Origin of the sequence: Paenibacillus sp. DMB20, assembly GCF_000987955.1 — a bacterium.
In the GTDB taxonomy this organism is placed as follows: Bacteria; Bacillota; Bacilli; order Paenibacillales; family Paenibacillaceae; genus Paenibacillus_AQ.
In genome coordinates, this window is record NZ_LAZU01000026.1 from 64067 (window position 1) to 78291 (window position 14225).

Here is a 14225-nt window from a genome sequence, read left to right on the forward strand (position 1 = left end):
GTTTTTCTTGCGAGATAAGGATGTAATGCTTCTGAAGTTTATACTTTCTGATCTCTTAAATAAGAGCAGCCATTTCCCAATGAAATCACGTTAGGGAAATGGCTGCTCATTTTGTCGGCAATTGATTTGATTATTTTTCCTTGCCTTCGATATAAGCCCACTTATAGCTGGAGTAAACGCCAAACGGATGCGTTACATAATCTTTTACATAAGGTTTGGTCAAGCGGGCAATAGCTTCTTGGTACATCGGGATGACTGCCGCATCTTCTTCAAGGAGAACGCGCTCCGCTTCTTGCAGCGTCTTCCAGCGTATGTCAAAATCCGTAGCGTTCCTTACTTCGTTGATAAGCTGATCGTATTTGGCGCTTTTGTACTCTGATTGGTTGTACGGCGAGTCTGAAGTAAAGTTCTCCAGGAATGTCATCGGATCCGGATAATCCGGTCCCCAGCCGGAGGAGCTTATATCATACTCTGCCTTTCCTTCCAAAGCGAGCTTTTGTTTCTGCGGCTGCTGATTAATCGTGACGGTAAGCCCGGGAAGGTTTTTCTCCCATTGATTTTTCAGGTATTGGCCGATGGTCTTGGATACATCGCCCTCATAGTTCAACAGTTCAAGTTTGATGCTGGTTTCGCCAAGTTCTTTAAGGCCCTGCTCCCAATATTTCTTCGCTTCATCAATTCCGCCCGTGTTGAAACCCTCTTCATGCTTGGACCTGAAGTCCTTGCCGTCCATTCCCAAAACAAAGCTCTTCGGAACAAGATAGTTGGCCGGAGTGGAGCCGTTGTTCAGGATTACGTTGGTCATATCCTGTCGGTTCCACCCCATCGTCAATGCTTTGCGTATATTGATGTTTTTCAAATATTTATTTTTTTGGCTTATCCGCAAGAAGCGCATGCCGGGATCAGGATAAGCAACATATTCGGGAGCCCCTTTGTACTGCTCGGTATATTCGGATGTTAAACCGGTCATATCCAGTTGGCCGGCTTCATAAAGGTTCATTCTAGTGCTGTTGTCTTTGACGATTTTAAAATTGATCGTTTCCAATTTCACTGTCTGCGCATCCCAATAGTCGGGGTTTTTCTTGAGAATGTAGCCTTCTTCGTGCTTCCAGGAATCCAGCACGAACGGTCCGTTATAAATCGCTTTATTCGCTTCCTGCCCGTAGTCTTTTCCTTGGCTCTCCACATACGCTTTGTTTTGCGGCAAGAAGACAGGAGCTGTTATCAAATCCAGGAAATAGGGGACGTTCTTGGAAAGCGTGACTTGAAACGTATGATCGTCAATGGCTTTTACGCCAAGCTCTTCGATTCCCTTCTTTTTGTTATGGATATCCAAGCCGTTGACGATATCGTCAAAGAAGGAGGCATAAGGGGATAGATTTGCCGGATCGAGGGCTTTTCTCCAGGCGTAGTCAAAATCTTTGGCCGTAACCGGTGTTCCGTTGCTCCACTTGGCATCGCGCAGATGAAAGGTGTACACTTTCCCGTCTTCACTTACTTCGTAAGATTCGGCCATACCTGGAGTCGGCTTGCTTGTTTTGTCCAGCCGGTACAAACCTTCATACAGGTTGTTCTGGATAGCGATGGTAGGATTGTCGATGAGCCCGAGGCTGTTGAGCGTCGTAATTTCTTGTCCGGCCGCCAGGTTCAGAATTTGTCCCTCCTTTTGAGTACCGTCCGTTGCTTTCTTTGTCGAATTTGAGTCTGACTCCGTCGTTGGAGCCGTCTTGTAGGTACATGCTGATGTCATCAAGAACATCAGGCTCAAAGCAAGTAGTAATGATCTTTTTATTTTCATGAATCGATCACCCTTCTCATCATTGTGAGTGAATATTGGGCCTGACCGTGAAGATGACAGCGGTTTCAATTTTTATCTACAAAACAATAAGCTCCCTTGAAGCGTTTGTGATTATTTCATGTCCCGTATCGGTGATCAGCACATCGTCCTCGATTCTGACGCCTCCGAGGTTAGGGATGTAAATCCCGGGTTCGACTGTTACGATCATACCTGGAGCCAGAACTTTTTCTGAAGTTGTCGAAAAGAATGGTTCTTCATGAATATCCAATCCGATTCCATGACCCGTGCCGTGACCAAAGTAATCGCCATATCCTAGCGATTCGATGTAATTATGCGTAAAGATGTCAATTTCGCTGCATAATGTCCCCGATTTGAGTAGGGCGATACACTTCATCTCTGCTTCCAGCACAATCTGATGAATATCTTGCAATTGTGCATCGGGCTCACCGATGGCGATCGTTCTCGTTATATCGGAGCGGTAGCCTTTGTAATATGCGCCGAAGTCAAGCGTAAGCATATCGCCGTTTTCAATGATTTTCTCACTGGCCAAGCCGTGGGGAAGGGCGGAGCGGTGGCCGGAAACGACGATTAAATTGAATGCGGAGCTGTCAGCCCCATGCTTGCGCAAGGTTGATTCCAAGGTATTGGCTATTTCTTTTTCGGTGAGGCCGGGACGGATATATTCAAGAAGTTCGGCGAAAGAAGTGTCGGCGATTTGCGCGGCAGTGCGCAGGAAGCCGATTTCAGTTTCGGATTTAACCATGCGCAGGTTTTCCAAGACTCCGGCAACAGGGACCAACTCGGCAGCGATCTCATTTTGAAATTTCTGATAAGCTCCAAAAGTGAGATGTTCTTTTTCGAAGCCCAACTTGGTAATGTTCATCTTCGATACCTCATCGGCAATTTGTTGGATCATCGAAGCTTTAGACCCCCGAACGATTTCAAATCCGGCTGCTTGAGCACCGGCCTGCTCGACGTAACGAAAATCAGTGATCAGCTTCGCTTGATTTTTAGAGATCAGCACAGTGCCTGCGGTGCCGGTAAATCCGGTGATATAACGGCGGTTGCTTGCGCTCTCGATCAGCATGCCGTCCAGCTCGAGGGTTTCCAGTACCTCCCTAAGCTTTTCAATCCTGGTTTGCATATCAATTCCTCCCAATCTGCTTTAAATTGATTTCTACATCTATCTTCCTTGCAAAAAAAATGCCAGCTTTATGTCAACGCAAAACAATATTATTTTTTGAATGTCAGTGTCTAAAATTTGAAATGACCGCAGTGTTTTGTATAGAGAATTAGACATGATATGTCGTTTATTAGCGCGAAATGAGTTGGAATGTACTTTGCATTAGGAAAGGAAAGAGGGGGAAAATCCTCTACTCATAAACAGAGAGGAAGGAGATCTCCATGCTATTTTTATCTTCGGATGATCAACGCAAAGTGATCCAATTGGGGGAAGTCATTGACGCGGTCAGCGTTGCTTTGTCCGAATATTCGGGACAGCGCGCTATCACTCCTATCCGTACAGCACTCTATTTGAAAAAATCGGAGGGGACATCGTTATTTATGCCGTCATTTGTTGAAGCGACAAACAGTTTGGGTGTGAAGTTCGTTTCGGTGTTTCCGAATAATACAGCCATGGGAAAAAAGACGATTTACGGTTTAATGGTACTTGCAGACACAGAAACAGGGGAACCGCTAGCCATCCTGGAGGCGTCTTATTTGACGGTAATCCGGACCGGTGCCGCATCAGGGCTGGCCAGCAAACTCATGGCGAAGGAAAATGCGAAAGTGCTAAGCGTCATTGGAACCGGGGCACAATCCAGAGGAATCATTCAGGCAATAAGAGAAGTACGTCCCATCGAGGAAATACGATTGTATAATCGGCATGCGCACAAAGCCTATGAATTGGCGCACGAACTGATGGAATCTGCCGAAGCAGAGCAAAGGATGCTGGAGATAACGGTTGCCAGTGATGCAGACCAGGCCATAAGGGAAGCCGATATTATCGTCACCGCTACGAACTCCATGCATCCTGTTTTCAGCAAAGAAGCAGTCCCATCGGGTGTCCATGTGAATGCGGTCGGTTCCTTCCGTCCGGATATGCAAGAACTGCCGACTCATCTGATCGCCCATGCCGACAAAATCGTCGTTGAATCCAGGGAATTGGCATTAGAGGAGTCGGGCGATTTCATCATCCCCGAAAAGCAGGGGCTCTTTGATCCGGCCTCTATTTACGCAGAATTAGGGGAGATCGTCAGCGGATTGAAGCCTGGCCGCGAGCGGCATGACGAAACAACGGTGTTCAAATCAGTAGGGCTGGCTGCTATGGATGTCGTCGTTGCCAAAGCAATCTATGATCGAGCGTTGGTGGCTGGCGTTGGCACGCAGATCTCCATGACATAAGGACTTGTTAGTTTGAATCTTAATCGAATATACCGAACTTGTTCATTTTGTTGTACAGCGTTGCCCGCGATAGGCCAAGCCGTTTGGCGGCAGCCAGCTTGTTTCCGTTTTCCATTTTCAGTGCATACAGGATGATTTGCTTTTCATGCGCTTCGAGCTCCTCTTGCAACGTTTGAAACGCACCCGTAGTTGGTTCAGCCCGCGGTAGATCCTTGCCGTTTCTGTTCGATAAGATCGATAATGGTAAATAATCCCTTTCTATCGTGCCATCAGATGAAAACACGACTAATCGCTCAATCGTATTCCGTAACTCGCGGATATTGCCCGGCCAATGATAATGGAGCAAATCAAGGAGAACATCCTGCGGAATGTCTTGGATCAATCGGTTATAGCTTAAGGCAAACTCGTTAAGGAAAAAATGAGTCAATTCGATAATGTCTTCTCTTCTTTCCCGAAGCGGGGGGACAACTAATGTAACCACATTCAACCGATAATACAAGTCTTCGCGGAAGTCCCCTTTCTTGACCAGATCTTCCAAATCGCGATTGGTAGCTGCAATAACCCGGAAGTCGGCATTTAATTGCTTGGTTCCGCCTACCGCATAAAACTTTTTCTCTTGAAGTACACGCAGAAGCTTGACTTGCATCTCAAGAGGCATTTCACCGATTTCGTCCAAAAATAAGGTACCGCCTGAGGCAAGTTGGATTTTTCCCTTTTTGCCATTAAGATCAGCCCCGGAGAATGCTCCCTTTTCATAACCGAAAAGTTCGCTTTCAAATAGGGAGGGTGGAATAGCGCCGCAATTGATGGCTATGAAAGGAGCGTCGGGTTTCTCCCGAATATCGTGAATAGCTTGGCAAAAAGCTCTTTGCCTACTCCGCTTTCACCGAGAATAAGCACGGTCGCCTTGGTCGATCCGATCTTTCTGCACATATCGACTGTGCGCTTGATAGCTTTGCTTGTTCCTTTGATTTGGCTGAACGGATCGGATGAGGGATTCAAGTGAGCCATTTGCTGCTGCAGCTGATGAACCTTGGATGTTGCGTTAAACAGTTCTTGATTCAATCTGACCTCGCTGGTGATGTCGGTTTCGGCAACGACGGAACCGATAATTTTCCCATTGAGCCGAATCGGATTCGAGTTGATCAGAACATATATGTCTGGCCGCGGCTGGTGCAGTTTCTGGAAGACGCCTTCTCCGGTCTTGTGCGTCTTCAAGATTTGCAGCATATCGACGGGGAAAAATTCAGGCATCGGTTTCCCTAAGATATCCTTCGCCTTAATTGAAAAAATCCGTTCGGCTCCTGGAGTCCATACGACTGTATTTTCCTGATCATCGATCATGGAAACCGAGGCATCCATAGTTTCAATCATCGCTTCAAAATAAGCTTCCAAATATTGGTGTGACTGATAACAAGCAGCAAGCGCGTCCGCGGCGGTAACATAACCGACAGGTTGGCCTGTCCATTCGGTCACCATGATGTGATCGCTTTCTTTAAAGAGCGGAATGATGTCATTCATCGTCGCTTCTTTGCAGACCGATCTTGCGGTTTGCCAAGGGATGCTATCGAGGTCCACTCCGTTCGACCCATCTCTTTCTGGATCAACATAAAGTTGATTTCCATCCCTAAAAAATAGAATCATATCCCGATCCGATTGCACGGAAGATAAATATCGCTCCAAATGCTGACTGGTATCGCTATTATTTTCAATAAAACAATAATTGGTTCGGATAAGTTCGATGATGGCAGGAGCTTTGTGCTTCATTGGGCTTACCTCGCTTTATATGGGTTAACATGTTGGTTAGATTATACACGCCGCCCTATAACTTGTAAATTTGTGATCTTTCTTTAAACATCAGACCGGATCATTCTGGAGTGGCATAAAATTTGCTACTTGAACAAGAGTGTGAAATTGATGATTCTACTGGAGAGGAACGTGGCTATGGGTGTGAACCATGCCGAGGTCGTCATCATAGGTGGCGGGATTATCGGTGCAGCTATTGCATACTTTTTGGGCAGGGAGGGGGTGGACGTCATTGTGCTTGAAAAAGGAGAGCTCGCCAGCGGAACCTCATCACGATGCGATGGCAATATACTCGCTATTGACAAAGACCCTGGATTTGACAGCCAAATGTCGCTTGCCAGCCAACGCATTATCGATGAACTAAGCCGGGAGCTCAGCAGTCCGTTCGAGTACAGATTGCCCGGCAGCATCCTCGTCTGTGAATCGGATGAGGAAATGGAGGCGGCTCAGTTATGGGTAAACAGGCAGAAGGCGCTGGGGCTTTCATTCCGGATGCTAGACCGTGGGGATATACGGCAGGAATCGCCGTTCCTTGCAGACGACCTTCCCGGAGGATTGGAGTGCGGAACGGATTCCACCGTTAATCCGTACCTGCTTACCTTTGCCTTATTCGAAGATGCGGAAAAAAAATACGGGGTTCGTGTCTGTTTAAATACCGAGGTTAAGTCGATCTTGAGAAATCCACTAACGGCAGATTTCAAGATTTGCACAACGCAGGGTGATTTTTCAGCCCGAAAAATCGTGAACGCAGCGGGGGTATGGGCGCCAGTTATCGGCCGAATGGTTGGCTTGGACATCCCGATCGTACCCCGTAAAGGACATTTGATTGTAGCTTCCCGCCAAGTGCCCGTCGGTATGCGCAAAGTGATGGAGTTCGGCTATTTGATCTCCAAGTTCGGTGGTGAGCGTAAAGTCGATCCATTAACGGAGAAATACGGCGTAGCTCTCGTATTTGAGCCCACGGAGAGCCAAAATTTCCTGATCGGCAGCAGCCGGGAGTTTGTCGGTTTTGATACGACGGTAAATATGGAAGCGATTCGTACGATGGCAAGAAGAGCGCTCCGCTTTTATCCAAAAATCGGTGATTTCCAGATCATCCGTACCTATACAGGGCTCAGGCCATGGACGCAGGATCATTTACCGATTGTGTCGGCAGTCGATGAGGTTCCCGGATTTTATATTGCTGCAGGTCACGAAGGAGACGGCATCAGTTTAGCTGCGGTAACGGGCAAACTCATGAGCCAAATGATAACGGAACAGCCTGATCCGGTCATTTCAACCGATCCATTAAGATTCGAGAGATTTCGGAAGAAGGTGAATCATGCATGAAAAGCAAGAAAGTGTTTATGACCGTAGATACGCATACCGGAGGAAATCCGACAAGAACAATTATCAGCGGCATTCCCAAGCTGTCTGGAGCAACGATGTCGGAAAAAATGCTTCATATGAAAACCGAACATGATTGGATTCGAAAAATACTGATGTACGAACCGAGAGGACACGGCGTAATGTCGGGCGCAGTACTCGTGGAGCCTTGTCGGCCGGATGCGGATATAGGGGTCATCTATATCGAAACCGGCGGCTATTTGCCGATGTGCGGACACGATACCATTGGCGTATGCACGGCGATGGTCGAAACCGGCATGATTGCCGTTACGGAACCAATAACGTATGTGAAGCTCGACACCCCAGCCGGACTGGTAGAAGCGGAACTTTCGGTGCAGGACGGAAAAGTGCTGAAAGTGGCTTTTCAGAATGTCCCCGCTTTTTTATACAAGCGACTGAATGTGGAAGTGGAAGGAGTAGGGGGCGTTGATTGCGATATCGCCTATGGCGGCAATTTTTATGCAATAACGGATGCCGGAAAACTGGGCATCGAGTTGGTTCCATCAAATGCGGACACCATCGTGGCCAAAGCAGTGAGTTTACGCAAAGCAATCAATCAATCGATCGAGGTCATGCATCCCGAAGCTCAGTATATGAAAGGAGTAACGCATGTTGAATTTTATTCGGACCCGTCGCACCCGGAAGCGGACGTAAAAAATACCGTCATCGTCCCGCCTGGCGGCATTGACAGATCTCCCTGCGGTACGGGAACTTCGGCGAAGCTTGCCGTTTTGTTTGCGAACGGGGAGATAGGCATCAATGAAGAGTTCGTTCATGAAAGCATCGTCGGCTCGCTCTTCCGGGCGCGTATCGTGAACACAACGCATGTCGGTCCTTTTCCTGCGGTGACGACGAAGATTGAAGGCTCAGCCTGGCTTATGGGAATGCACACATTTTTTGTACATGAGGACGACGAGCATCCGGAAGGCTTTTTATTAATTCCGCCAGCGGAAGATCACGGGTAATTAAATAATAGGAGGTCATCGAAAATGGAACTGAAACAGTATTATACAACGATTGACGCGCATACTGGTGGAGAACCACTGCGCATTATTACGGGAGGCATTCCACCATTAAAAGGCGATACTATTCTTGCCAGAAGAGCGTATTTTCGGGAACATTACGATTACATTCGCAGAGTGCTCATGTATGAACCGAGAGGACATCATGGAATGTATGGTTGCGTCGTTACTCCGCCAGTGAGTCCTGACGCCGATTTTGGCGTCTTGTTCATGCATAACGAAGGCTTCAGCACGATGTGCGGCCATGGCATTATTGCCGTTGTGACGGCAGTTCTCGAATTGGGGCTTCTCCCAGAAGCCACTGAACGCTCACGAATTGTAATCGACAGCCCGGCCGGCAAAGTGATTGCGCATGCCGATCGCGAAGGCACGGAAGTGAAGTCGGTATCGTTCCAAAACGTTCCTTCTTTCGTTTTCGCCCAGAATTATCCAATCTTAATTGCAGGCAAATCCTTTACGGTTGACATTGCCTTTGGGGGGGCATTCTATGCGATTGTCAAAGCGGGGGACATTGGAACGTCGGTCGATATTGCTGAGCTTCCGAACCTACAACAATGGGGCTCCGCGATTAAAGCATACATCGAAAGCACTCTTACGGTAAGGCACCCGTTGGAACCGGAACTGCAGGGCATTTACGGCGTCATCGTCTCCGATTCGCCACGTAAGGAAGGTTCGCATTTGCGTAATGTGACGATTTTTGCCGATGCCCAAATTGACCGTTCCCCCTGCGGAACGGGTACCTGTGCACGAATGGCGGCATTGTATGCCCGTGGTGAGCTCGACATCGGCGATGATTTTGTCCATGAAAGCATCGTGAATAGCCAATTCACCGGACGAATCCTGGAGAAGACGTATGTGGCCGATAAGGAGGCCGTTATCCCCGAAATTAAAGGAAGAGCTTTTATCACGGGCACACACCAATTTATAGTGGATCCTGCTGATCCGCTCGGAGAAGGATTTCTTTTAGGGTGAAGAGCATAATGGATGTGGGGCGTTTTAAATCGAGACCTAAAAGATTTCGATCATAATCCCCCCTGTACTGAAACGTAATTACCCTACAATTCGGTTATTTTTTCAGTTGCGACTTCCATTTTATTGTTGAAAGGCGACCGGATTGGGACTAAACCGGAACAAGGACGGGGAACTGAAACAACATACCAACAGAAAGAGCGCCTCTGTCTGTCGGCAAAGACGCTCTTTCTGTATTTATACGATGTATTAATGCAATATAAAACCTTCCTCTTCTTTCTCAGCACTTGGCAGGAAAGGCAGCCGCGGTTTCGTTTTCAGTAAGGTTTCCATCAACGCGTTATCAAAATTATGCCTTACTGTACAACTGCGGTCAAAAATCATGGTTGCCTCGTCTCCCGGTGTACTTGCCGGCCACTGAGGCAGGGAAGGAATGTTAGGGTTGCCATAACGTGCAAAGTTTACCCAGGCACCGCAGATACGTTCTTCCATCCTGTCCGAAACACCCGGAATGAGGCAAATGGGTACACGCTCCGTATTATGGAATACGAAAGGAATTTCAGCGCAGTGCCATGCTGTTCTGCTGCCTTCAAAAGGAAATTCATAAGTAAACAAGTAGGAGTAGGTAGGAGCTTCCTCGTGTACGGATTTCTTCTCAATAAAGTCCTTGGTCGGAACGCGGAAGAAAGGATCCAAGAACAACAGGTCGGATAGGTGTTTATCCGGATATGCTTCCCTAAACTGTGCGACCAGTTCCTCGGTATGATTGCCATACTTTTGGGTCAGCATCTCCATTGCGGCTTCCTCGGACGCCTCCTGCTTGTTCGGAACGCCGGGGCCAAAAGCACCGAACTCACCAAATACGCTACCAATTAACACCGGAATGGTCTTCGCATGCTCGGTAAAGCCTACCTCTCTAGGGTCACCTACATAGAATTCATTAGGCATAGGACTGCAGCCAATGTATTCCCCCTGCATTGCGAGCGCCGGTGAAACTTTATTATAAGCTGCTGCTAACTGAGGATAAGGAACCGTTTCCAATTTTTCCACTTCGTCTTCACCTAGGTTAAGCTCTGCTAACAGTGCTCTTACGATGGCGGTGCCATCGGTCTTGCGGGTGTTCAAAAAGCCATCGATCAATCCGCTCTGGATAACGCTCTTATGGAACAGGCCGTCTGCTGCCGGGGTATTCATCAGTGTCCATACCTTCATACCACCGCCAGACTGTCCGAAGATGGTCACATTTTCCGGGTCGCCGCCGAAAGCTGCAATGTTATCCTGAATCCATTTCAGAGCTGCTACTATATCGGCATTTCCTGCATTGCCGGAATTCGCATATTTATCTCCAAAAGCAGACAGGTTCATGTATCCCAGAATATTCAATCGGTGATTCAGGGTCACTACGACCACATCGCCGAACTCGCTAAGCTTGTCTCCTTCATAAGCTACTTGCTCAATGGAAGAGCCTGCTACAAAACCGCCCCCGTGCAACCATACCATAACAGGCTTCTTAGCCTGCATATCAAGGCTCTGGGTCCAGATGTTCAGATACTGGCAATTCTCATCCATAGGCCAGTAACGGTGAGGAACCAGCACTTCCATTTGAGGCTGATCCTGGGTCAACATGGGAGACACATAACCGTAAGCCAGTGCATCCTTAACGCCCTCCCGTGGGGCTACCTCTGTGGGCATCTGAAAACGTTTGGCATCTGCGTATTTGATACCGTGGTAGGTATATGTGCCGTTTACCTGAAAACCTCTAATTTTGCCGGCTTTGGTCTGTACAATCGGTTCTGCTCCGGAACATGCGAAATTTTTTGCTGTCATCATCGAAATCCTCCTTCCATAAGATAGTTCCAATATAATAAAGAAGGGAAGTAAAAAATACAGGAAACTTATCTGCCAGCATCTACTGTGAAATATCTTCCATATAGTGTTCATTCAAATAGCGGATCAAGTCGATGAAACGGTCTTCCTTTTTCTGTTCTTCCTGCTGCTCCTCTCCAAAATACTGTATCAGGCACTCCAATAGGATAACCAGCTGGGTACGGGTATGGACATCCACCAGCTGTTCCTTGCTCTTAGACCAGGTATATATAACATGGGCCAACTGTCTGCGGAGTCTGTCAAAGCGCTGTTGTTCCTGGGCTGGATACAGAAAGGATTTGCATTCAAACATATACTTGTCCGCCTACGGCAGAAGATACTCCTTATAATCCATCTGAATCATGAGGGACAACAGATGACTTCCCTCTACAAGCACAACCCTGTGCAACTGATAACTGTTGATCACGAAAATATCATTTTTCTGCAGAGGATAAGAATGCTCATCCATGACCAGGTTTCCACAGCCATTGAGCACAAAGCCTACCTCTAGCCACTTATGGCATAAAAGCTGCTCATTTTCTGGGTCATTCACAATGACGCGATATTTGTCTGTCCGCTGAAATCCCTGTTCCATACCAGTTCCCTCTTCTTCCGTTTGTTACTTGACTGCACGAATCAGCCATAACCGTCATTAATTCGAAGGAATCGAGAAAAGAATTAGAATAGTGAATAAAGTTAGGACAGTAGGTAGGTTTGTGGAAAAAATAAATCTACCGCTGTCTTTTTTGCATAAGTGAAGTACAGTTCGCTGCTATCTGATCTTTGGTGGAATTAGCCAAAATGGTATCCATATAGAAAAATAATTAATTTTTCCTGAACTGAATCAAGATGGATTTCTTTTTCATTCAAACGTTTAAAGTTTTGACTCTCATAAAATCCATAGTTGCATCGAGTATCTGTATATAGATATATTGATTTTACATCCATATTTTTCATATAATTGGACAAATAATTGATTAGAGCTTTTCCCACCCCAAGACCTCTGCATTCTTTGGATACAATGAATAGCTCTATGCAACCTTGAAAATCATCTTTTTTTCCTTTGATAATCTCTGCATACGTTTCTTGAATCTTGAACATTTCTTTAATCGCTTTTTTATTCTCTTTACTAGCTATAGTTACTTTAAGTAATGAATAGGCAATACTTAACGTATTATTAGCTTTTCTTAAACGTTTTTTGTCCTGTTTTGCATCTCCCAGAATAATTCCAATCACCTTATTGTCTTTTACGGCTACTTTGCTGAATGAACTAGATAAAATGCAGCTTTGCAGATATATGTTTAATACGACATCTAAAAATTTTCTATCTTCAATCAATTCGTGAAGCCCAAAAGCTTCATCAATTAATTCTTTTACGCGGTCATAATCTGCTCGAATTAGTTCTCTGTATATAACTTTATCCATGTTTATACACGCCCTTTCATATGCCTACCTACCTAAAAATGATAATAAGGTGTACCCTAAAGGGAGAGTCAAGAGCAGGTAAAGACAAAATATAAAAGGAAGGGATTAGATTGAAAAACCTGTTTTCTATTGGTGAAGTCGCTGAAATTAAAGAAATTACAATAAAAGCTTTAAGATATTATCACAAAATGGGCATCCTTATTCCTAAGTATATTGATGAGACAACAGGTTATAGGTATTACTCTATAGATCAATTCATTTACATAGATGTCATAAAAGGTTGTAGGAATTTAGGCACAAGCATTAAAGAACTTCAAGAAATTTTTAAGGAACGCAATACCAACAAATTAATAAAATTCTTACAGCTAAAGAGATCTGAGGCAGAAGAAAATTTAATTAGGATGAAAGAGCTAATCAGTAATATTGATAACATAGATAGCAGCGTAGAGTATGCTAAAAATATACTAAGTCATGATGGTCAAATATTTATTAAATATTTTGAAGAGCGTTATATCATTACGGCCCCTTGCAAGGAAGCGGGAAGTTTAAAGGAGTTACTTTACTATTCAGACCTAGAGAAAGTCATCCAAGAAAAAAAGATAAAAACCTCTTTAGAAAGAGGAATCATATATAACCTTACAGCAGAGGGGAATTTAGAGCCAAGATATGTTTTCAATGGATTGCAGGGGTATGGCGACATAGAAGCTGAACAAAATATAAATATATTGCCTGAGGGAAAGTATGTAACTCTAGCATATAGTAAAGATAACGAAGAGGAACGGATAAGGGAAATATTTAATTATGTCGAAAAAAATAATTTGAAAATAAAAAAATTTCTTGAAGTGGAGTTACTCAATGATTTTTTTAATGCCGAATCCTATAGTTGTCAAATTCAAATGCTTATACAAAATGGGGTGTCTGACCAAATGGTAAACTGTGTTAGGTGAGGGTCTGTCAAAGGGTCTGACAATAAGTTTGTGTAAATTCTAAAATAGGGAACCTCCGTTTTATGTGAAAGAAAATAGAACGTGCATTCTGCTTGTTAAGGGTTGATTTCAGTGGAATGAAAACTGTCCATTTAACCGTACGCCTTCTGTAATCCCTTTATAATTTTTAAAACGGGCCATAATTGACTGACGTGCCCCTTGGCTTTGGGATGCTATAGCCGGGGGTTAAATCGAAGACCTATTCCACTCGGATTGTCGCGGAGCATTTTAAAGAGCAAATCGAGTTTGAATTCTTTCCTTAAAGATCGAAATATCATGTTTGTCCCGCTGACTTCATGTACTTGGGAAACTTAAGATTTTTTATCTTAATGAAATAAAAATAGACTTTTTAGGGTACCTCGTACGTCTTACTTATATAAGGCAAGCAAAATACAACTGGAGGTTTATAAAATGAAGAAACAAAATGTAAAGAAAATTACTCTTTTGGGGGCAGGTGTCATTTGTGCAGCGGCAATCCTCACACCTCAAGTTTCGCTGGCAAAACAAGCAACCTCAGTTCCGCAAGCGGTAACGAAGCACACTGAAAAAACGTCACCCAAATTG

The 14225-nt window shown here is 45.2% G+C and carries 12 protein-coding genes and 1 pseudogene; 5 read left to right on the forward strand and 8 right to left on the reverse strand.

Annotation, left to right across the window (positions count from 1 at the left end; translation table 11 throughout):
* Positions 1 to 130: 130 nt before the first annotated feature.
* Positions 131 to 1798, reverse strand: coding sequence for a peptide ABC transporter substrate-binding protein (locus XI25_RS12995; RefSeq protein WP_046678977.1), 1668 nt, complete (start codon positions 1796 to 1798; stop codon positions 131 to 133).
* A 76-nt stretch (positions 1799 to 1874) separates the two neighbouring features.
* Positions 1875 to 2942: a M24 family metallopeptidase gene (locus XI25_RS13000; protein ID WP_046678978.1), complete on the reverse strand. Its 1068-nt coding sequence runs from the start codon at positions 2940 to 2942 to the stop codon at positions 1875 to 1877.
* A gap of 260 nt (positions 2943 to 3202) precedes the next feature.
* Here XI25_RS13000 and XI25_RS13005 point away from each other — a divergent pair, with 260 nt between their 5' ends.
* The gene (locus XI25_RS13005) at positions 3203 to 4201 is read left to right on the forward strand and encodes an ornithine cyclodeaminase family protein (protein WP_046678979.1); all 999 of its coding nucleotides are present in this window, start codon (positions 3203 to 3205) and stop codon (positions 4199 to 4201) included.
* A 19-nt stretch (positions 4202 to 4220) separates the two neighbouring features.
* Here the strand turns inward: XI25_RS13005 and XI25_RS36860 are convergent, their stop codons facing one another.
* Together XI25_RS36860 and XI25_RS36865 are read right to left on the reverse strand one after the other, a co-directional pair.
* Positions 4221 to 4316 carry a helix-turn-helix domain-containing protein gene (locus XI25_RS36860; RefSeq protein WP_442950386.1) on the reverse strand — a complete coding sequence of 32 codons (96 nt, stop codon included), beginning with the start codon at positions 4314 to 4316 and terminating at the stop codon, positions 4221 to 4223.
* Positions 4317 to 4459: 143 nt separating this feature from the next.
* Positions 4460 to 5968, reverse strand: a pseudogene (locus tag XI25_RS36865) (PAS domain S-box protein).
* Positions 5969 to 6118: 150 nt separating this feature from the next.
* On the opposite strand from XI25_RS36865, the gene XI25_RS13015 reads away from it, so the two are divergent.
* The 3 genes from XI25_RS13015 to XI25_RS13025 are packed head-to-tail and all read left to right on the forward strand — an operon-like array spanning position 6119 to position 9387.
* Positions 6119 to 7336, forward strand: coding sequence for an NAD(P)/FAD-dependent oxidoreductase (locus XI25_RS13015; protein ID WP_235439856.1), 1218 nt, complete (start codon positions 6119 to 6121; stop codon positions 7334 to 7336).
* Positions 7333 to 8358, forward strand: coding sequence for a proline racemase family protein (locus tag XI25_RS13020; RefSeq protein ID WP_046678981.1), 1026 nt, complete (start codon positions 7333 to 7335; stop codon positions 8356 to 8358). The genes XI25_RS13015 and XI25_RS13020 overlap by 4 nt, the downstream gene beginning before the upstream one ends.
* Before the next feature lie 24 nt (positions 8359 to 8382).
* Positions 8383 to 9387, forward strand: coding sequence for a proline racemase family protein (locus tag XI25_RS13025; protein ID WP_046678982.1), 1005 nt, complete (start codon positions 8383 to 8385; stop codon positions 9385 to 9387).
* Positions 9388 to 9633: 246 nt separating this feature from the next.
* On the opposite strand, the gene XI25_RS13030 is transcribed toward XI25_RS13025, so the two are convergent.
* The 4 genes from XI25_RS13030 to XI25_RS13045 all read right to left on the reverse strand — a co-directional run bounded on the left by XI25_RS13030 (position 9634) and on the right by XI25_RS13045 (position 12675).
* Complete coding sequence (locus tag XI25_RS13030) at positions 9634 to 11214, reverse strand: carboxylesterase/lipase family protein (protein ID WP_235439857.1); 1581 nt, start codon at positions 11212 to 11214, stop codon at positions 9634 to 9636.
* A 79-nt stretch (positions 11215 to 11293) separates the two neighbouring features.
* On the reverse strand, positions 11294 to 11563 hold the full coding sequence (locus XI25_RS13035; protein ID WP_046678983.1) for a hypothetical protein: 270 nt from the start codon (positions 11561 to 11563) through the stop codon (positions 11294 to 11296).
* Between the two features lie 12 nt (positions 11564 to 11575).
* Positions 11576 to 11845 (reverse strand): AraC family ligand binding domain-containing protein, encoded by a 270-nt coding sequence (locus XI25_RS13040; RefSeq protein ID WP_046678984.1) that lies wholly within the window; start codon positions 11843 to 11845, stop codon positions 11576 to 11578.
* Positions 11846 to 12042: 197 nt separating this feature from the next.
* On the reverse strand, positions 12043 to 12675 hold the full coding sequence (locus XI25_RS13045; RefSeq protein WP_046678985.1) for a GNAT family N-acetyltransferase: 633 nt from the start codon (positions 12673 to 12675) through the stop codon (positions 12043 to 12045).
* A 110-nt stretch (positions 12676 to 12785) separates the two neighbouring features.
* Here XI25_RS13045 and XI25_RS13050 point away from each other — a divergent pair, with 110 nt between their 5' ends.
* On the forward strand, positions 12786 to 13622 hold the full coding sequence (locus tag XI25_RS13050; protein WP_046678986.1) for a MerR family transcriptional regulator: 837 nt from the start codon (positions 12786 to 12788) through the stop codon (positions 13620 to 13622).
* Positions 13623 to 14225: the final 603 nt, after the last annotated feature.